We start from the raw sequence: 17,766 nt of genomic DNA on the forward strand, positions 1-17,766 counted from the left end.
GTATTCCGGTATTCGGGTAGCGGGATCAGGCCGCCAGTTTTTCGGCCAGCTTCTCGGCCATCTGGCGTTCCATCGGGGCGCAGCTTTCGTTGGCCAGCGCGGTCTCGCGCAGCGTGCGCAGCGTCTCGGCCGCATCGGGGCGGCCCACCAGCTGTGCCGCCGCCGCGATCAGCTGGCGATACTTGCCTCCGCCGCGCACGTGCGTATCGCTATAGCCCTTGACCAGGCGCCGGCAATTAACGGTTTCAACCGCCAGCGCGTAGTCCCGCGGCGCCAGCCGGGCAATCAGGTCCAGCCATTGCCGCAAGCCTTCCGATTCGATTTGATGGCGCAATGTACGGCGGCGAAAGCGGCGCATGCCGGCCAGCGAATACAGCATCAGGAAGCCGCCCAGCGTGCCGCTTTGCATCAGGCGGCCTTTGCCCAGGCGGCGTTCCACAAAGCCGCCGAAGGCCTTGGACCCTTCCAGCCAGCGGCCCATGCGCGTGGGCATCGTGCCGCAGATTTCTTCCAGGCGCGGGTGCATGTAGTCGGTCGTCATCACCAGTTGGTCCGGCCGTGCACCCACTTCGTTTCGCACCCGTTCAAAGCGGGTGCCGCGCGTTTTCAGGTCGGCCACGCGGATCACGTCGTCGTAGGCCATGGCCGTGGCCACGTAGCGCGCGGCGGCACAGGTCAGCGCCCAGCCTTGGGCGTCGCCGCCGTGTTGGGCGTCCAGGTCGCGTAGCGCCTTCATGTGGCGCAGGTAGTCGGCGGCGTAGGCGGCGTCCTGGAATTCCAGCTGGCGGCGCACGCCGGCCGTCAGCATGGGCTGCGCACAGGCGGGGAAGTCGCGCTTGATGGTGTCCAGCAGCGCCTGCGTTTTCGGGCTGGCGGCGCGTTCGGGCACGTCGGCCACGGGGCGCGTCAGGTCGATGGCGGCGGGTTGGGCGGGCGCCTGATGCGCCGCGTCGAAGCCCAGCGCGAAGGCGCGCAGGCTGGCGTCCACGCCCAGGCCCGCGCGCCGCACGGTGTCCTCGTAGTCGTCGCGCGTGAAGGGCAGGGCGCCGCTGCCGGCCACCGCGCCAAACAGGCTGGCGCTGATGACGCTGCCGGCGCGGTCGGCCAGGTCTTGCAGGTCGAAGCACAGGAAGCGCTTGGCGGCGGCGCGGCCGGCTTCCAGCACTTTGTTGGGGTCGGCAATGCCGTTGCCGGGCGCGGACTTTTCGCTGACGGCGTAGCTGCGGTGCGACGAGGACAGCAGCACCGTGCGTTCCGGCGTGACCAGGCCACGCTGGATGGCGCGGCCGCCTTCCATCAGTTCGGCGGCAACGACCAGATCCACGTCGCCGGGGGTGGGCATCAACGCCAGCGCGGGCGGGCGTCCGGCGCGCGCCACGTCCGCTTCGGGCAGCAGTTCCAGGTAGTAGATGGTGGCGCCGGTGCGCTGCGCCACGCCGGGCACCGATGTGGTTTGCGCCCACCAGCCGGCGTGTTCGGCCATGTCGACGATCCAGTCGGCCAGGACGCCGCCGCCCTGGCCGCCCATGGCCAGGATGGCGATCTTGATGGGGTTGCCTTGCTGCATTGCCGGCGGGTTCATGAAGGGCTAGTCCTTACAGGGCGTATTGGGCCAGCCGCGCGGCGCGGCGGCGTTGTAGGAAACCGATCACGGCGCCGCGCATGCGTGCCAGGAAGCGGTCGGTGCCGGTGGGGTTGTGCACGATATCGGCGCGATAGAAAGACGGGCACAGCACGGCGGCATGGGCCACTTCGCCGCAGTTGCCGCAGCCCACGCAGCTGCTTTCCACGTGCGCTACCGGGTCTTCCTTCAAGGGGTCGCCGCTGTCCTTGATGGACAGCGATGGGCAGCCGGACAGCCGGATACAGGCGTGGTCGCCGGTGCAGACGTCGGGGTCCACGCCAAAGCGTTCCTTGACCACGCGGCGGCCTTCCTTGACGGCCTTGTTGAACAGCGGCTTGATGCGGCGCTGCTTGTTCAGCATGCATTCGGACTGCGCGATGATGACCTTCGGACCCTTGATGTCGGTGGTCAGCGCTTCTTCGATGGTGGCGCGCACCTTGGCCACGTCGTAGGTGCGGTCCAGCGTGCGCACCCACTTCACGCCCACGCCGCGCACGGCATGATCGATGGGGTTGTTGGTGGAGCGGTCGGGGTTGTCGGCACGCGACGACAAAATGTCCTGCCCGCCGGTCGCCGACGCATAGAAGTTGTCGACGATGACGATGACGCCGTCGTACTTGTTGAATACCGCGTTGCCGATGCCGGACGACAAGCCGTTATGCCAGAAGCCGCCGTCGCCCATGATGGAAATGGGGCGCTTGGCGGCGGGCACATTGAACGCCGCCGCGCTGGAGGCGCCCAGGCCGTAGCCCATGGTGGTGGCGCCCAGGTTGAAGGGCGGCAGGATGGAGAAAAGGTGGCAGCCGATGTCGCAGGAAATGTGATGCTGCCCCAGCTTTTCCTGGGCCAGCGTCAGCGCGGAAAAGATCGGGCGTTCGGGGCAGCCCGTACAGAAGCCGGCAGGGCGCGGCGGCACCACCGAGGCCAGCCCGTCCACCTGCTTGTGGAAGGTGATCGGTTGCTCGACGTGCTTTGCCGCAGGCTTCGGACGCGCGACTTCGGTGATTTCAAGTTGGCTGGTGGGGGCTTGGGCTTGGGCCACCGCATCCACCGCCACCGCCGCATGCGTCTGTAGCGATTCAGGACGATGGCGCTTCAAGAATTCGCGCACGCCGTCGCGCATCACTTGCGTGGTGTATTCGCCCGCCATCGGCAACACGTCCTTGCCGGACAGGTGCGTGTCGATACCCGCCTTGCGCAGGACAGCGTGCAGGTTCTGTTCGATGTAATCCGGCTGGCCTTCTTCCAGCAGCAGCACCGCGCGCTTGCCCCGGCAGAATTCCGTGACCTCGTCTTCGATGACGGGGTAGGTCACGTTCATGACGTAAAGCGGAATGCGGCTGTTGCCGAAGTTATCGGCCAGGCCCAGCAGTTGCAGCGAGCGGATGACGCCGTTGTACAGGCCGCCTTGCAGGATCAGGCCGATATCGTCCTGGTCGCCGTCAAAGTGCTCGTTCAGTTTGTGTTCTTTGATATAGCGGATGGCGGCGGGCCAGCGGTCCTTGATCTTTTCCTGCTCGTGCAGGAAGGACGCGGGCGGCAGCACGATGCGGCTGGTGTCGCGCGCCGGGCTTTCCAACGCCTGCGCCAGCGAAAACGCGGGCCGCTTGTTTTCCTTGGCAATGAAGCGGCCATGCACGTGGCAGCCGCGAATTCGTAGTTGCAGCATCACCGGCGTCTTGCTGGCTTCCGACAATTCAAAGCCGTCTTCCACGGCCTTGACCATGCTTTCCAGGTTGGGGCGCGGGTCCAGCAGCCAGATCTGCGACTTCATGGCGAACGCGTGCGAGCGTTCCTGCATGATGGATGAGCCTTCGCCGTAGTCTTCGCCCACGATGACCAGCGCGCCGCCCGTCACGCCGCCCGATGCCAGGTTGGCCAGCGCATCCGACGCCACGTTGGTGCCCACGGTGGACTTCCACGTGACCGCGCCGCGTATCGGGTACATGACCGATGCAGCCAGGGTCGCGGCGGCGGTGGCTTCCGAGGCGCTGGCCTCGAAGTGCACGCCCAGTTCTTGCAGGATGTCGTTGGCGTCGGCCAGCACATCCATCAAATGCGAAATGGGCGAACCCTGATAGCCCGCCACATAGCCCACACCCGATTGCAGCAAGGCTTTGGTGACGGCAAGAATGCCCTCGCCGCGAAACTCTTCGCCGGCGCCGATGCGCAACTGCTGGACTTCTTTCTTGAAAGACCTTTCAGCCATCTCGAACTCCTGGTGGGGCCGGATGACCGGTCCTCAAGCCTTGCTGCCGTGCAGCATCGTCGTGCCACGAAATTGTCGTCTGAAAAATACTTTAGGAGTCAACGTTTTAGCTGTCAACAAAAAAGATGAAATTTCATGGAAATCAAAAAATATCACGCTAAAACAAGGATGTATATACTGGTTGTTCTCTAGCTTCATGGCGGGTTTTCGGCCCCGCCATGGTGCAAAAACGGGTTGCGATTCGGGGTATACCCTGTGCTGCGCAACAGCATTGCCGTGCATCATGGCGCGCGTTTGCGCCGTCGTGGTGCAATGCGTTTTTTCGGCCGTCGGCCATTCATGAATTCCGGTGCGTGGGAGCAAAGCAACATGCGGTTGGACAAGCAGCGGGACACACAACTGACGGGGCGCGGCACTTCAGGGCCGCGTTTCGTTGACGGCTATCTGGCATACCTGCTGGCGCAGGCCAGCCAGCGCATCTCGGCCGAATTCCATATGCAGGTCAAGGCGGCCGGGCTATCGGTGACCGAATGGCGGGTGCTGGCCAGCCTGGAAGGCAGCCCCGGCGAAACCATCGGCACGCTGGCCGTGCTGGCCATCACCAAGCAACCCACGCTAAGCAAGGTGGTGCAGCGGATGGAGGCCGAGGGGCTGGTGGCGCGCACCGGCGTGCGGGCCGACCGCCGCCAGACGCGCGTGTGCATCACCACCAAGGGCACCCACTTGATCGCGGGCCTGTGCGAACAGGCGTTGCAGCATCAAAAAGCCGTGCTGGCGCCGTTTGGTGAAGAAAAGGCGGCGCTGCTGATCGACATGCTGGAAGTGTTGATGACCGAGCACGTGCCGCTGGAACTGCCGATCGACGCCGAGGAATAAGCGCGCGGTGATTCGGGCGGTGATTCGGGCGGTGATGGCGGACGTTGCATCCGCGCACTCGAACATTGTTCGACCCGACAATTTTGTTACATGCTTATACGTCCCTTAATAGATCCCCCTCTGTGAAAAGGGGCCACGGTACGCATAAACCCTGAATTGACTGGGGTCTTACGCGTAGGCACACTCGGCGCCGGTATTCAGACTAATGTCAGGAGTTAACCCCTATGCGCCGCACTTTGATTGCTATCGCGATCGCCGCCGCCGTGGCTGTGCCCTCGATCGGGCAGGCCAAGACTTTCCGTTGGGCCGCCCAAGGCGACATCCTTACGTTCGACCCGCACTCGCAAAACGAGGGCATGACGATCGCCGCCAACAGCTACATCTACGAGCCGCTGGTGGACTACGACAAGACGTTCAAGGTGGTGCCGCGCCTGGCCACGGAATGGGAACAGGTGTCGCCGACGCTGTATCGCTTCAAGCTGCGCCCCGGGGTGAAGTTCCATGACGGCGCGGCCTTCACCGCCGACGACGCGGTGTTCTCGATTCACCGCGCCATGGCGCCCACGTCGAACTACAAGGCCTACACGACCGGCATCAAGGAAGCGCGCAAGATCGACGACCTGACCATCGAGATCGAAACGTCGGCGCCCAACCCGGTGCTGCTGCGCCAGCTGACCAACGTGTTCATCATGAACAAGGCCTGGTCCGAAAAGAACAACATCGCCAAGCCGCAGGACTACGTCAACAAAGAAGAGACCTTTGGCGCGCGCAACACCAACGGCACCGGCCCCTACAAGCTGAAGACGCGCGAAGTGGACGTGCGCACCGTCTTTGAAGAAAACAAGGACTGGTGGAACAAGGCCGGCAAGGTCGGCAACGTGACCGAGGTGGTGTTTACGCCCATCAAGCAGAACGCCACGCGCACCGCCGCGTTGCTGTCCGGCGAAATCGACTTCGTGCTGGACCCCGCCGCGCAGGATCTGGAGCGCTTGCGCCAGGCGCAGAAGGTGGTCGAAGGCAACGAATACCGCACCATTTACCTGGGCCTGGACCAGAAGCGTCCGGAATTGCAGTACTCGAACATCAAGGGCAAGAACCCGTTCCAGGACATCCGCGTGCGCGAAGCGCTGTACCGCGCCATCGACGTGGACGCCATCAAGCGCGCCGTGATGCGCGGCCTGTCCGCGCCCACCGGCACGATGATCGCGCCGCAGGTGCATGGCTGGGCGGAATCGGTGCACAAGCGCGTGCCCTACGATCCCGAAAAGTCGCGCGCGTTGCTCAAGGAAGCTGGCTACGACGGCACCTTGAACTTCACGCTGGACTGCCCCAACAACCGCTACATCAACGACGAAGCCATCTGCCAGGCCGTGGTCGGCATGTGGGCCAAGGTGGGTGTGAAGGCCACGATGAACGCCATGCCGCGTTCCACGTACTTCCCCAAGGTGCAGTCGTTCGACACCAGCGCCTACCTGTTCGGCTGGGGCGTGCCCACGTTCGACGCCATGTACTCGTTGCAGAACCTGATCCGCACCAAGGGCGAGGGCGCGGACGGCATGTACAACCTGGGCGGCTACAGCAACAAGGAACTTGACGTCATCATCGACCGCATCAAGACCGAGACCGATCCCGCCAAGCGCGACGCCGACATCATCACCGTGCTGCAAGGGCACGCCAAGGACTTCGGCCACATCCCGCTGCATGACCAGGTCATCCCCTGGGCGATGCGCAAGAACGTCACGGTTATCCACCGTGCCGACAATCGCCTTGTTGCCGACTGGGTCAAGGTTGACTGATCCCGGCTAACCAGACGGCGCGGCGCCCACCCGGCGCGCGCCGTCTGTTTTTGGTTGTTCCCCTATGTTTGCTTTCATACTGCGCCGCCTGTTGCAGGCCGTAGCGGTGATGCTCACCGTCGCGCTGCTGGCCTTTGTGCTTTTCCAATACGTCGGCGACCCTGTCACCATCATGCTCGGGCAGGACGCCACCGATACCGAGCGCATCGAACTGCGTGAACGCCTGGGCCTGAACGAGCCCGCCATCGTTCAATTCGGCCATTTCGTGGCCAACGCCGCCCAGGGCAATTTCGGCATTTCGCTGCGCCAGAGCGAACCCGTTTCCACTTTGCTCAAGTCCCGCCTGCCGGCCACGCTGGAGCTGTCCATGGTGGCCGCCTTGCTGGCCTTGGTGGTGGGCGTGCCGCTGGGCGTGTACACCGCGCTCAAGCGCAACAGCCTGGTTTCGCAGCTGCTGCTGGCCGGTTCCTTGCTGGGCGTGTCGCTGCCCACCTTCCTGATCGGCATCCTGCTGATCCTGGTGTTCTCGGTGCAGCTGGGCTGGCTGCCCAGCTACGGGCGGGGCGATACCGTCGCCGTAGGCTGGTGGACGTCGGGGCTGTTCACCGCCACCGGCTGGAAGCACCTGATCCTGCCGTCCATCACCTTGTCGTTGTTCCAGATGACGTTGGTGCTGCGCCTGGTGCGTTCTGAAATGCTGGAAGTGCTGCGGTCCGACTACATCAAGTTCGCCCGCGCACGGGGGCTGAAGCGCCGCGCCATTCACTTTGGCCACGCGCTGAAGAACACGATGGTGCCCGTCATCACGATCACCGGCTTGCAACTGGGCGGCATCATCGCGTTTGCCATCGTCACGGAAACCGTATTCCAGTGGCCGGGCATGGGCCTGCTGTTCATCCAGGCGGTGCAATTTGCCGACGTGCCGGTCATGGCCGCGTACCTGTGCCTGATCGCGCTGGTGTTCGTGGTGATCAACCTGGTGGTCGATCTGCTTTATTTCGTCGTCGACCCGCGCTTGCGTTCCGGGATGACTCGCGCCGGGGGGGCTCACTGATGCGCGCCGCACTCAAACGTTGGTGGGACAGCGACATTGCCTGGGCCTGGCGCCGCGCGCCCGTAGCCATCATTGCGACGCTGTTGCTGGTGACGCTGCTGATCGGCTCGTTCGGCGCCGGCTGGGTCGCGCCGCACAACCCGTTCGACCTGACTACGGTAGAACTGCTGGACGCCTTGCTGCCGCCCGCCTGGGAAGCCAACGGTCAGGCCACCTACCTGCTGGGCACGGATAGCCAGGGCCGCGACCTGTATTCCGCCATCCTCTACGGCACGCGCGTGTCGCTGTTGATCGGGCTGGCGTCGGTGCTGCTGTCGATGTTGATCGGTATCGTGCTGGGGCTGATTTCCGGCTACGCGGGTGGGCGCATCGATGCGTTCATCATGCGGGTGGCCGACGTGCAGCTGTCGTTCCCGGCGATTCTGATCGCGCTGTTGATCGATGGCGTGGCGCGTGCCGCCGTGCCGCGCGAGATGCACGAGCTGATCGCGTTCCCCGTGCTGATCGGCGCCATTGCGCTGGCCGGCTGGCCGCAGTACGCACGCACCGTGCGCGGGTCCACGCTGGTGGAGAAAAACCGCGAATACGTGCAGGCGGCGCGCGTGATCGGCGTGGCCTCGCCCGTCATCATGTTCCGCCACGTGCTGCCCAATGTGCTGGGGCCGGTGCTGGTGCTGGCCACGGTGCACCTGGCCACCGCCATCATCACCGAGGCGACCTTGTCGTTCCTGGGGGTGGGCGTGCCGCCGACCGCGCCGTCGCTGGGCACGCTGATCCGCATCGGCAACGATTTCCTGTTTTCCGGCGAATGGTGGATCACCATTTTCCCGGGCGCGGCGCTGGTGCTGCTGGTGCTGTCGGTCAACCTGCTGGGTGACTGGCTGCGCGATGCGCTCAACCCGCGGCTGAATTGAGGTAACCATGAGCGCACTTCTGGAAGTCCGCAATCTGCGCGTGGAATTTCCCACGCGCCGCGGCACGCTACGCGCCCTGGACGACGTGTCCTTTTCCATCCAGGCCGGCGAAGTGCTGGGCGTGGTGGGCGAATCGGGCGCCGGCAAATCACTGACCGGCGCCTCCATCATCGGCCTGCTGGAACCGCCTGGCCGTATCGCGGCGGGCGAAATCCTGCTGGCGGGCCGCCGCATCGACAACCTGCCCGACGAGCAGATGCGCCGCGTGCGCGGCCGCGAAATCGGCGCGGTGTTCCAGGACCCGTTGACGTCGCTGAACCCGCTGTACACGGTGGGCCGGCAGTTGGCGGAAACCATCGTCACGCATCTGGACATGACGTGGTCGCAGGCGCGCAACCGCGCGGTGGAATTGCTGGCGTCCACCGGCATCCCGGCCGCGCGTGAACGCATCGACCACTATCCGCACCAGTTCTCGGGCGGCATGCGGCAACGCGTGGTCATCGCGCTGGCGCTGGCGGCCGAGCCCAAGCTGGTGGTGGCCGATGAGCCCACCACGGCGCTGGATGTGTCCATCCAGGCGCAGATCATCGAACTGCTGAAACGCCTGTGCCGCGACCACGGCACGGCGATCATGCTGATCACGCACGACATGGGCGTCATCGCCGAAACCGCCGACCGCGTGGCGGTGATGTACGCGGGCCGCGTGGCCGAGATCGGGCCGGTGGCCGACGTGATCCACAAGCCGCGCCATCCCTATACGGCGGGGTTGATGGGATCCATCCCGTCAATGGACGGGCACACGGAACGGCTGGTGCAGATCGACGGCAGCATGCCGCGCCTGAACGCCATTCCGCCGGGCTGCGCGTTCAATCCGCGTTGCGGCCAGCGCCTGCCGCGCTGCGCGACCGAGCGCCCCGAATTACTGCCGGCGGGCACGTCCCGCGCGGCCTGTTGGCTGCATGACGACAAAGCGATGGTGGCCGCATGAACGCGCCCTTGGTTGAAGTAAAGGATGCCGCGCGCTGGTTCGACGTGTCGCCGCCGTGGCTGGAACGCAAGCTGGCGGGCAAGCCGCGTGTGATGCTGCGCGCCGTGGACGGTGTGTCGTTCGACATTGCACGCGGTGAAACGCTGGCGCTGGTGGGCGAATCGGGCTGTGGAAAATCCACGGTCGCGCGCATGCTGGTGGGCTTGTACGGACTGACGCGTGGCGACATCCGTTTCGACGGCCAGCCGCTGTCACGCATGTCGGACAAGGGCGGCCGCAATCTGCGCAAGCGCTTGCAGATGATTTTCCAGGACCCGTACGCCAGCCTGAACCCGCGTTGGCGCGTGGGCCGCATCATCGCCGAACCCATGCTGACGCACACAACCATGACGCCCGCCGAACGTGTGGCGCGCGTCAGTGAATTGCTGTTGCAGGTGGGGCTGGACCCGGCTGACCAGGGGCGTTATCCGCATCAGTTTTCGGGCGGGCAGCGTCAACGCATCTCGATTGCGCGGGCGCTGGCGGTGAACCCGGAATTCCTGGTGTGCGACGAACCGACGTCCGCGCTGGACGTATCGGTGCAGGCGCAGGTGTTGAACCTGATGAAGGACCTGCAACGCAAGCTGGGGCTGACCTATCTGTTCATTTCGCACAACCTGGCGGTGGTGCACCATGTGGCCGACCGGGTGGGCGTGATGTACCTGGGCCGGATGGTGGAAGTGGCGCCGCGCGATGAACTGTTTGCGCGGCCCAGGCATCCGTACACGCGCATGCTGCTTGAGGCGATTCCGGATATCAACGGGGCGGGCAAGCCGCGCACGGCGGTGGCCGGCGAAGTGCCCAATCCGCTGAACCCGCCATCAGGGTGCACGTTTCATCCGCGCTGCCCGCACGCCAATGACCGCTGCCGGGCCGAAGCGCCGGTTGCCATGTTGACTGGGGCTTCCGTGGTGGCCTGCCATGCGGTAGAGGAAGGGCGCGCCTGAGGAAGGATGCGCCCGAACGATAAGGGCGGGCTGCAATGGCGCCAAGCCGTCACGGGCCGGACGCGACCCCGCCGGGTATCAGTGGCGGGGTTCGTGGACCGAGTCGTATGGCGTGTCGTCGTCCTCATCGTCCTCGTCCTCGTCTTCGTCCTCTGCGTCGGCCGTGCTCGGGTCCGCTTGCGGTTCTTCGGTCAGCGCAAAGGGCAGGACGTCTTCCAGGTTGTCGGACCACGCGGATTCTTCGCCGTCGTGGTCCAGCTTGATGAAGCGTTCGCCTTCGTTCAGCGAAATCTGCACGGCCCACAGGTACAGGCAGTCGTAGGTGTCGTCATCGGCATGCGGCAGCCCGCCGCGATTGCCCAGCAGGCGCGAGCCCGCGCCGCCCATCTGGACGTGAGTCTGCTCATCGTCCGCTTCCGCGCCTTCGTCCATCGGCACGCCATAGGTGACCCACTCGGTGCCTTCGTCGCCCAGGATGACTTCGGCCAGCACCGGCTTGCCCAGATAGGCGCTGAGGGCGTCGGCGGTCTTGGCCAGCATGTCCAGCTCGGACGTGCTGAAGTGGGTGACGGAGGCTGGGGGAGTGGCAGAGGCGGACATGAAGAGGGTTCCTGGGCGCGATGAAGCCGCGACGGCACGGCAAAATACGTAAAGTCAGGCGCTATTGTCGCGCGATCGGCGCTGCGTTGCATCAGGCGCTTGGATGACGCGGCGTTACAAGGCTGTCAGGCCCGCGCGGGCCGGCGGCTCAATGCCTTGCCGGCGTCCTGTTTTCAGCCTTTGTTCCACCGGCAATGCCCGACCTGCGGCCGTATCCCGATGGCGTACCGCGGCAACGGCACACCGTCATTCGGACAGGCCCTACACTTGCGCCCTGTTCTTATATTCCTCTTTCGCATCACCCATCCATGTCGCGATCCGACCCTTCCGCCGTTCCCGCCCGCTACCTGCTGTTTCCGCTGTTGGCTGCCCTGATCTGGTCCGTCAACATGATCGTCACGAAGATGGCCGCCGGCGTGATCTCGCCCGCCGTCATCGGCTTTTACCGCTGGGCGCCGGCCGGCGCCGTGCTGACGCCGTTCGCGTTGCAAGGCGTGTGGACGCAACGCCGCCTGATCCTGCCGTACCTGCCCAAGTTCGCCGTGCTGGGCGGCTTGGGCATGGCGCTGTACCAAGGGCTGGCCTATGTAGCCGCGTCCAGCACCACCGCCACCAATATGGGCATCATCACCGCCATGATCCCGCTCTTGACCATCGCGGTGGGCACGGTGGTGCTGCGCCAGCGGCCCACGCTGATGGCGATGCTGGGCGGCGTGGTGTCGCTGGCCGGCCTGGCCCTGCTGATCGGCGAAGGCGACCCCGCGCGGCTGCTGTCCGTGGGCGCCAACCCGGGTGACCTGCTGATGGGCATGGCCGCGCTCGCCTATGCGCTGTATGGCGTGCTGCTGCGTCGCTGGGGCTTGCCGGTGGGCCCGTGGGTGTCGCTGTACGTGCAGATTGGTTTTGGGGTGCTGTTCCAGTTGCCGGCATTCCTGATGGCCGCGCCGTCGCCGCTGAATGCCGACAACGTGCCCCTGGTGCTGTATGCCGCGATATTTCCGTCCCTGTTTGCGCCTTTCTTGTGGATGCAGGGGGTCAAGCACCTGGGCCCGAACCGGGCCAGCATTTTCCTGAACCTGATGCCGGTGGGCACGGTGGCTATCGCTTCGGTGTTCCTGGACGAAAAGCCGCATCTGTTCCATATCGTGGGCGGCTTGCTGGCGCTGGCCGGGGTCATGCTGGCGCAGATGCGTACGCCGCGCCTGGGGGCACGGCGAGGGTAGAGGGGCGACGAAGGGGGGCGGTGACCGGGCCAGCGACCCGGGCAGCGACCCGGACAGTGACCCGGGCAGTGACCCGGGCAGTGACCCGGGCAATGACAGGGACGGAGAACCGGGGCGGAGAACGGGGGGTAACCCCGACGTTCCCCCGCTGACGCACGCCTGTCAGGGTTCCGGCCTACAATCGACGGTTCATCAGCTTTCTTTCCCTATACGAGCCCATGGCCCAATACGTCTACACCATGAACCGCGTCGGCAAGATCGTGCCGCCCAAGCGGCAGATCCTGCGTGACATCTCGCTTTCGTTTTTTCCTGGCGCCAAGATCGGCGTGCTGGGCCTGAACGGCTCGGGCAAGTCGACGCTGCTGAAGATCATGGCGGGCGTCGATAAAGAGATCGAAGGCGAAGCCATTCCCATGCCGGGCCTGAACATCGGCTATCTGCCGCAGGAACCGCAACTGAACCCCGAGCACACGGTGCGCCAATCGGTCGAAGAGGGCCTGGGCGCCGTCGTCACCGCCAAGAAGCGCCTGGACGAGGTCTACGCCGCCTACGCCGAGCCGGACGCCGACTTCGACGCGCTGGCCGCTGAACAGGCCGACCTCGAAGCCATCATCGCCGCCGCCGCCTCCAGCGGTTCGGACGACATCGAACACCAGATGGAAATCGCCGCCGACGCCTTGCGCCTGCCGCCCTGGGACGCCATCGTCGGCAACCTGTCCGGGGGTGAAAAGCGCCGCGTGGCCCTGTGCCGCCTGCTGCTGTCCAAGCCCGACATGCTGCTGCTGGACGAACCCACCAACCACTTGGACGCCGAAAGCGTGGAATGGCTGGAGCAATTCCTGCACAAGTTCCCCGGCACCGTCGTCGGCGTGACCCACGATCGCTACTTCCTGGACAACGCCGCCGAATGGATCCTGGAACTGGATCGCGGCTACGGCATCCCCTGGAAGGGCAACTACAGCTCGTGGCTTGAGCAAAAAGAAGACCGCCTGAAGCAGGAAGAGTCCTCGGAATCTGCCCGCCAGAAGACCATCAAGAAAGAACTGGAATGGGTGCGCCAGAACCCGAAGGGCCGTCAGGCCAAGGCCAAGGCTCGCCTGGCCCGCTTCGAAGAACTGTCGTCCTACGAATACCAGAAGCGCAACGAAACCCAGGAAATCTTCATTCCCGTGGGCGAGCGCCTGGGCAACGAGGTCATCGAATTCAACAACGTCAGCAAGGCGTATGGCGATCGCCTGTTGATCGATAACCTGAGCTTCAAGATCCCGCCGGGCGCCATCGTCGGCATCATCGGCGCCAACGGCGCCGGTAAGTCCACGCTGTTCCGCATGATCGCGGGCCGCGAGCAACCGGATTCGGGCGAAGTCACCATCGGCCAAACCGTCAAGCTGGCCTACGTGGACCAGTCGCGCGATGCGCTGGAAGACAAAAAGACGGTGTTCGATGCGGTGGCCGACGGCGCCGACATCCTGACCGTGGGCAAGTTCGAAATGTCGTCGCGCGCCTACCTGGGCCGCTTCAACTTCAAGGGCGGCGACCAGAACAAGGTCGTGGGCCAGCTGTCTGGCGGCGAACGCGGCCGCCTGCACATGGCCAAGACGCTGATCGCCGGCGGCAACGTGCTGCTGCTTGACGAACCGTCCAACGACCTTGACGTTGAAACGCTGCGCGCGCTGGAAGATGCCTTGCTGGAGTTCCCCGGTAGCGTCATGGTCATCAGCCACGATCGCTGGTTCCTGGACCGCATCGCCACGCACATCCTGGCCTTTGAAGGCGATTCGCAAGTGGTGTTCTTCGATGGCAACTACCAAGAGTACGAAGCCGACAAGAAGCGCCGCCTGGGCGAAGAAGGCGCCAAGCCCAAGCGCCTGCGCTACAAGGCATTGAAGTAAGTGCTGAAGTAAGTGCTGAAGTAAGTGCTGAATTAGCAATCAGCTTGTTCAGTCCAAGAATCCCGGCCCACGCGCCGGGATTTTTTTCGCGGCGATGAAATCAAAATTGCGTCGTGCGTCCAGTGCCTTGCTGTGGACCGAAGACAAGCATCTGCGGTCTGTCGCCAAGACGCTGAACCTGTCCGGTCGGGTCGCCGCTATATCATTAGGCAACACGCGCGCGCTTCGGCTGCGCCGCGTTGCGGTTCCCCTCTATTCCGTTGCCGGCTTTCCGGAGATTCCCAATGCTGCTGCAAGCCTCCGATTCCACTTTCCTCATCGTCGACATGCAAGGTCGATTGATGCCCGTCATTCACGACAACGAGGCCGTGCTGCACACCACGCACAAGCTCGCGCAGGCGGCGCGCTTGCTTGATGTGCCGGTTATCGCCACCGAGCATCACAGCAAGATGCTGGGCGTCACCGTGGACCCGTTGCGCGGCATCGTGCAGTCCACTTTTCAGAAGATGCACTTTTCTTCCACGCGTGAACCAGGCTTTGAAGCGTGGCTGCCGGCCGCGCGCAAGACCATTCTGGTGGCCGGTTGCGAGGCGCATATCTGCGTGCTGCAAACCGTGATCGGCCTGGCCGACATGGGCTATCACGCGGTGCTCGTGTCGGACGCGGCGGGCTCGCGCAAGCCGTCGGACCACCACGCCGCGCTGCGCCGCGCGCGGGCACATGGCGCGGATATCGTCACATCGGAAATGGCGATATTCGAATGGATGCAAACTTGCGAACATCCCCGTTTTCGCGAGGTGTTACGTCTCGTCAAATAGCCGACGCGCCCTGCAACATCGTCCCTGGGGCGCGCAATTATTCTCTCGCTGTTTGACACAATTCCTGGGCAAACCTAACACCACACGTGCGGATATTTTGAGATCCTGAAGTTTCTAAACCCATATGGGGATCGCGCGCTCGCGTCAGGTCCATGGTGCGGCCCCGGGGATAAGAATAGGAGCCTCATCATGAAAATCGCATCTCTTTCCAAAATCTGTGTCGCACTCGCAATGACCGCCGCCATGGCAGGCTGCTCGTCCTGGGATGGCATGAGCCATCGTCAAAAGAGCACGGTGGGCGGGGCCGCTTTGGGCGGCGTCGCAGGCGCCGTCATCACCAACGGCGGGGTCCTGGGTACGGTGGGTGGAGCGGCGATCGGCGGCGTGATCGGCGATCAGGTCGGCAAGCACTAAACGCTGCCCAGCAGCAAAAAGCCCGGCAATGCCGGGCTTTTTTTTGGCCGTGACCAAGATGCGATTCGCGCCGGCAAGCCGGCGCGACCGCCGCATCACGTTTCGTTCTGCGGCATCTCGATCTTCACTTCCAACACTTCCAGCGTGTCCTGGCGTTCCAGGTGCACCTTGATGTCTTCGGGGTTGATCTTCACGTACTTTGAAATCACGGCGATAAGTTCCTGCTGCAGCTGCGGCAGGTAGTCGGGCGAGTCGCCGCGGCCCCGCTCGTGGGCCAGGATGATCTGCAACCGTTCCTTGGCGACGGACGCGGAAGTTTTCTTTTGACCAAGCAGAAACGACAGGAAGGACATTGCTTACTTGCCTCCGAACAGGCGTTTCAGGAAACCGGGCTTTTCGTAATCGGTAAAGCGCAGGGCCTTGTCTTCGCCAAGGTAACGGGCCACGACGTCCTTGTACGCTTCGGAGACGTCGGTCTCTTTCAGGTGGATCGCCGGCAGGCCTTGGTTGGAGGCTTGCAGCACGGCTTCCGATTCGGGAATGACACCGATCAGCTTGATGCGCAGAATGTCTTCGATATCGCCCAGCGACAGCATCTCGCCGTCGACCACGCGCTTGGGGTTGTAGCGCGTGAGCAGCAGGAATTCCTTGACGGGTTCACCGCCGTCCACCGCGCGCTTGGACTTGGCCGCCAGGATGCCCAGGATGCGATCGGAATCGCGTACCGACGAGACTTCCGGGTTCGTCACGACCAATGCGTCGTCGGCGAAATAAGCGGCCATCAGCGCGCCCGTTTCAATACCGGCCGGCGAGTCGCAGACGATGTATTCGAAACCCATTTCCTTCAGGTCGTTGATGACCTTTTCCACGCCTTCCTGCGTCAGCGCGTCTTTGTCGCGCGTTTGCGAGGCGGGCAGGATGAACAGGTTTTCAAGCTGCTTGTCCTTGATCAGCGCCTGGTTGAGGGTGGCTTCGCCCTGAATCACGTTGACGAAGTCGTACACCACGCGACGCTCGCAGCCCATGATGAGGTCGAGATTGCGCAGGCCGACATCGAAGTCGATGACAGCGGTCTTGTGGCCCCGCATCGCGAGGCCCGCGGAAAAACTGGCGCTCGTCGTGGTTTTACCCACGCCGCCTTTGCCGGAAGTCACCACAACAATGCGTGTCATGACGATCAAACCCTTATGTTCGAATAAATCGCGTTATCGTAAAGCAAAAAGCCCATGTAAGGCTTCTTACAGAATGTGTTGAGACCTGAGGTTCCGGACGATGTGCGTGGCGTGCGCGCACGCCGCCTTGCCATCGTCCGATCAGCTTTTCAGGGCCTCGATTCGCAGCGTGTCGCCATCCAGGCGAACCAGCGCCGGCTGGTTTTGCAACGTGCGGTCAAGCTTGTCTTCCACCACGCGGTACACGCCGGCCACGGCCAGCAGTTCCGCGTCCAGATGCGTCGTGAAAATGCGCGCCGAGGTATCGCCGCGCGCGCCCGCCATGGCCTTGCCGCGCAAGGGTCCGTAGACGTGCACATTGCCGTCGGCAATGACTTCGGCACCCTGGCTGACCATGCCGATCACGACCAGGTCCGTGTGGCGCGCGTACACGCGCTGGCCCGATCGCAGCGGCTTGGTGATGACCAGCGCCGATGCGGAATGCGGCGCGGCCTGCGTGGGGGTGGGGGCAGAGGTGGTGTTGCTGGCTTCGCGCGCGGGCATCGGCTCGGCGGACGTGGGCTTGGCGGGCGTGTCAGCCGCAGCGCTATCCGTGGCAGCGTTATCCGTGGCTGCGCTATCCGCCGCCGAGGTATCCGTGGGGGCGGGCGCGGTTTCAACGGCCGCGGCCGGCACCGACGGCACGGGCGTCGACACATCATTGGGCGGCGCGGTGTCCACCACGGGGGCAGGGCGCGCGGGCGGGGTGGAAAGCTCAACCGGTGCCAGGCCGGCGTCGCGCGCGGCCTTCAGGTTGGCGCCTTCGGCCACCACGCCGATGGCGGGCAGGTTGTGCGCGCGCAGCGCGGCAACCAGCGCCGGCCAGTCGATGGCGTCTTCGACGCGGCTGGCGTCGATGACCACGGGTTCGTTTTCAAAAAAGCTGCCGGCATCCGCCATGCGCTTGGCCAGCGCGGCGGCGAGGCGTTCGGGGTCCGCGCTGTGCAGAACCACGCGAATGGCATAAAGGGTGGCGCTTTTGAAGTCCAGGGCTAGCGATTCAGTATTCATCTTGATTGTGGCTGGCGGTCCGGGCGCCAGGAAAACGGCGCGCGTAACCGGCTGCGGGATGTCGGGCATGATAACCCGCGCCGGGGTGGGGTGCGCAGGGGGGAAGACGAAAGAACAAGGCGCCCGAAGGCGCCTTTTTCCGTGTTACGC

Annotated in this window: 17 protein-coding genes; 11 read left to right on the forward strand and 6 right to left on the reverse strand. The window is 64.3% G+C overall.

Annotated features, from left to right (window positions below; translation table 11 throughout):
• Window positions 1-25 precede the first annotated feature (25 nt).
• Window positions 26-1,582, reverse strand: coding sequence for an indolepyruvate oxidoreductase subunit beta family protein (locus DVB37_RS04295; protein ID WP_120153987.1), 1,557 nt, complete (start codon window positions 1,580-1,582; stop codon window positions 26-28).
• Window positions 1,583-1,595: 13 nt separating this feature from the next.
• Window positions 1,596-3,833, reverse strand: a complete 2,238-nt coding sequence (locus DVB37_RS04300; RefSeq protein WP_120153989.1) for an indolepyruvate ferredoxin oxidoreductase subunit alpha — start codon at window positions 3,831-3,833, stop codon at window positions 1,596-1,598.
• Here DVB37_RS04300 and DVB37_RS28280 point away from each other — a divergent pair.
• The 7 genes from DVB37_RS28280 to DVB37_RS04330 all read left to right on the forward strand — a co-directional run bounded on the left by DVB37_RS28280 (window position 3,814) and on the right by DVB37_RS04330 (window position 10,447).
• Window positions 3,814-4,176 carry a hypothetical protein gene (locus tag DVB37_RS28280; RefSeq protein WP_146073902.1) on the forward strand — a complete coding sequence of 121 codons (363 nt, stop codon included), beginning with the start codon at window positions 3,814-3,816 and terminating at the stop codon, window positions 4,174-4,176. The two genes, DVB37_RS04300 and DVB37_RS28280, sit on opposite strands and share 20 nt — an antisense overlap.
• Window positions 4,177-4,202: 26 nt before the next feature.
• Window positions 4,203-4,709, forward strand: a complete 507-nt coding sequence (locus DVB37_RS04305) for a MarR family winged helix-turn-helix transcriptional regulator (protein ID WP_046803551.1) — start codon at window positions 4,203-4,205, stop codon at window positions 4,707-4,709.
• A gap of 224 nt (window positions 4,710-4,933) precedes the next feature.
• Complete coding sequence (locus DVB37_RS04310) at window positions 4,934-6,505, forward strand: ABC transporter substrate-binding protein (protein ID WP_046803505.1); 1,572 nt, start codon at window positions 4,934-4,936, stop codon at window positions 6,503-6,505.
• Window positions 6,506-6,569: 64 nt separating this feature from the next.
• Window positions 6,570-7,559, forward strand: a complete 990-nt coding sequence (locus tag DVB37_RS04315; protein ID WP_120153991.1) for an ABC transporter permease — start codon at window positions 6,570-6,572, stop codon at window positions 7,557-7,559.
• Entirely contained in the window at window positions 7,559-8,473 is a 915-nt protein-coding gene (locus DVB37_RS04320) for an ABC transporter permease (protein ID WP_046803503.1), read from the forward strand. The genes DVB37_RS04315 and DVB37_RS04320 overlap by 1 nt, the downstream gene beginning before the upstream one ends.
• Window positions 8,474-8,480: 7 nt before the next feature.
• Window positions 8,481-9,461, forward strand: a complete 981-nt coding sequence (locus DVB37_RS04325) for an ABC transporter ATP-binding protein (protein ID WP_120153993.1) — start codon at window positions 8,481-8,483, stop codon at window positions 9,459-9,461.
• Complete coding sequence (locus tag DVB37_RS04330; protein WP_120153995.1) at window positions 9,458-10,447, forward strand: ABC transporter ATP-binding protein; 990 nt, start codon at window positions 9,458-9,460, stop codon at window positions 10,445-10,447. The genes DVB37_RS04325 and DVB37_RS04330 overlap by 4 nt, the downstream gene beginning before the upstream one ends.
• Before the next feature lie 78 nt (window positions 10,448-10,525).
• Here DVB37_RS04330 and DVB37_RS04335 read toward each other — a convergent pair whose 3' ends face one another.
• Window positions 10,526-11,047 carry a hypothetical protein gene (locus DVB37_RS04335; protein ID WP_104143530.1) on the reverse strand — a complete coding sequence of 174 codons (522 nt, stop codon included), beginning with the start codon at window positions 11,045-11,047 and terminating at the stop codon, window positions 10,526-10,528.
• 308 nt (window positions 11,048-11,355) lie between these two features.
• Between DVB37_RS04335 and DVB37_RS04340 the strand changes: the two genes are divergently transcribed.
• The 4 genes from DVB37_RS04340 to DVB37_RS04355 all read left to right on the forward strand — a co-directional run bounded on the left by DVB37_RS04340 (window position 11,356) and on the right by DVB37_RS04355 (window position 15,394).
• A complete protein-coding gene (locus tag DVB37_RS04340) occupies window positions 11,356-12,270 on the forward strand; it encodes a DMT family transporter (protein WP_120153997.1) in 915 nt (304 codons plus the stop codon).
• A gap of 218 nt (window positions 12,271-12,488) precedes the next feature.
• A complete protein-coding gene (gene ettA / locus DVB37_RS04345; RefSeq protein ID WP_006217650.1) occupies window positions 12,489-14,162 on the forward strand; it encodes an energy-dependent translational throttle protein EttA in 1,674 nt (557 codons plus the stop codon).
• A 284-nt stretch (window positions 14,163-14,446) separates the two neighbouring features.
• Window positions 14,447-14,980, forward strand: a complete 534-nt coding sequence (locus tag DVB37_RS04350) for an isochorismatase family protein (RefSeq protein WP_046803498.1) — start codon at window positions 14,447-14,449, stop codon at window positions 14,978-14,980.
• 189 nt (window positions 14,981-15,169) lie between these two features.
• Window positions 15,170-15,394 carry a glycine zipper 2TM domain-containing protein gene (locus DVB37_RS04355; protein ID WP_039882797.1) on the forward strand — a complete coding sequence of 75 codons (225 nt, stop codon included), beginning with the start codon at window positions 15,170-15,172 and terminating at the stop codon, window positions 15,392-15,394.
• A gap of 95 nt (window positions 15,395-15,489) precedes the next feature.
• Here DVB37_RS04355 and minE read toward each other — a convergent pair whose 3' ends face one another.
• The 3 genes from minE to minC form a co-directional block, all read right to left on the reverse strand.
• Window positions 15,490-15,747, reverse strand: a complete 258-nt coding sequence (minE, locus tag DVB37_RS04360; protein WP_006217654.1) for a cell division topological specificity factor MinE — start codon at window positions 15,745-15,747, stop codon at window positions 15,490-15,492.
• 3 nt (window positions 15,748-15,750) lie between these two features.
• Entirely contained in the window at window positions 15,751-16,566 is an 816-nt protein-coding gene (minD, locus tag DVB37_RS04365; protein WP_006217655.1) for a septum site-determining protein MinD, read from the reverse strand.
• A 141-nt stretch (window positions 16,567-16,707) separates the two neighbouring features.
• On the reverse strand, window positions 16,708-17,616 hold the full coding sequence (minC, locus tag DVB37_RS04370; RefSeq protein ID WP_120157388.1) for a septum site-determining protein MinC: 909 nt from the start codon (window positions 17,614-17,616) through the stop codon (window positions 16,708-16,710).
• Between the last annotated feature and the right edge of the window lie 150 nt (window positions 17,617-17,766).

This window comes from Achromobacter sp. B7 (assembly GCF_003600685.1).
Lineage (GTDB): Bacteria > Pseudomonadota > Gammaproteobacteria > Burkholderiales > Burkholderiaceae_B > Achromobacter > Achromobacter spanius_B.

What these genes read in the sequence shown, in the direction of transcription:
- DVB37_RS04335 (WP_104143530.1), bottom strand. Translation starts at nt 11,047, where the DNA reads ATGTCCGCCTCTGCCACTCCCCCAGCCTCCGTCACCCACTTCAGCACG.
- minD (WP_006217655.1), bottom strand. Translation starts at nt 16,566, where the DNA reads ATGACACGCATTGTTGTGGTGACTTCCGGCAAAGGCGGCGTGGGTAAA.
- DVB37_RS04355 (WP_039882797.1), top strand. Translation starts at nt 15,170, where the DNA reads ATGAAAATCGCATCTCTTTCCAAAATCTGTGTCGCACTCGCAATGACC.
- minE (WP_006217654.1), bottom strand. Translation starts at nt 15,747, where the DNA reads ATGTCCTTCCTGTCGTTTCTGCTTGGTCAAAAGAAAACTTCCGCGTCC.
- ettA (WP_006217650.1), top strand. Translation starts at nt 12,489, where the DNA reads ATGGCCCAATACGTCTACACCATGAACCGCGTCGGCAAGATCGTGCCG.
- DVB37_RS04330 (WP_120153995.1), top strand. Translation starts at nt 9,458, where the DNA reads ATGAACGCGCCCTTGGTTGAAGTAAAGGATGCCGCGCGCTGGTTCGAC.
- minC (WP_120157388.1), bottom strand. Translation starts at nt 17,616, where the DNA reads ATGAATACTGAATCGCTAGCCCTGGACTTCAAAAGCGCCACCCTTTAT.
- DVB37_RS04315 (WP_120153991.1), top strand. Translation starts at nt 6,570, where the DNA reads ATGTTTGCTTTCATACTGCGCCGCCTGTTGCAGGCCGTAGCGGTGATG.
- DVB37_RS04305 (WP_046803551.1), top strand. Translation starts at nt 4,203, where the DNA reads ATGCGGTTGGACAAGCAGCGGGACACACAACTGACGGGGCGCGGCACT.
- DVB37_RS04325 (WP_120153993.1), top strand. Translation starts at nt 8,481, where the DNA reads ATGAGCGCACTTCTGGAAGTCCGCAATCTGCGCGTGGAATTTCCCACG.
- DVB37_RS04310 (WP_046803505.1), top strand. Translation starts at nt 4,934, where the DNA reads ATGCGCCGCACTTTGATTGCTATCGCGATCGCCGCCGCCGTGGCTGTG.
- DVB37_RS04350 (WP_046803498.1), top strand. Translation starts at nt 14,447, where the DNA reads ATGCTGCTGCAAGCCTCCGATTCCACTTTCCTCATCGTCGACATGCAA.
- DVB37_RS04320 (WP_046803503.1), top strand. Translation starts at nt 7,559, where the DNA reads ATGCGCGCCGCACTCAAACGTTGGTGGGACAGCGACATTGCCTGGGCC.
- DVB37_RS04300 (WP_120153989.1), bottom strand. Translation starts at nt 3,833, where the DNA reads ATGGCTGAAAGGTCTTTCAAGAAAGAAGTCCAGCAGTTGCGCATCGGC.
- DVB37_RS04295 (WP_120153987.1), bottom strand. Translation starts at nt 1,582, where the DNA reads ATGAACCCGCCGGCAATGCAGCAAGGCAACCCCATCAAGATCGCCATC.
- DVB37_RS04340 (WP_120153997.1), top strand. Translation starts at nt 11,356, where the DNA reads ATGTCGCGATCCGACCCTTCCGCCGTTCCCGCCCGCTACCTGCTGTTT.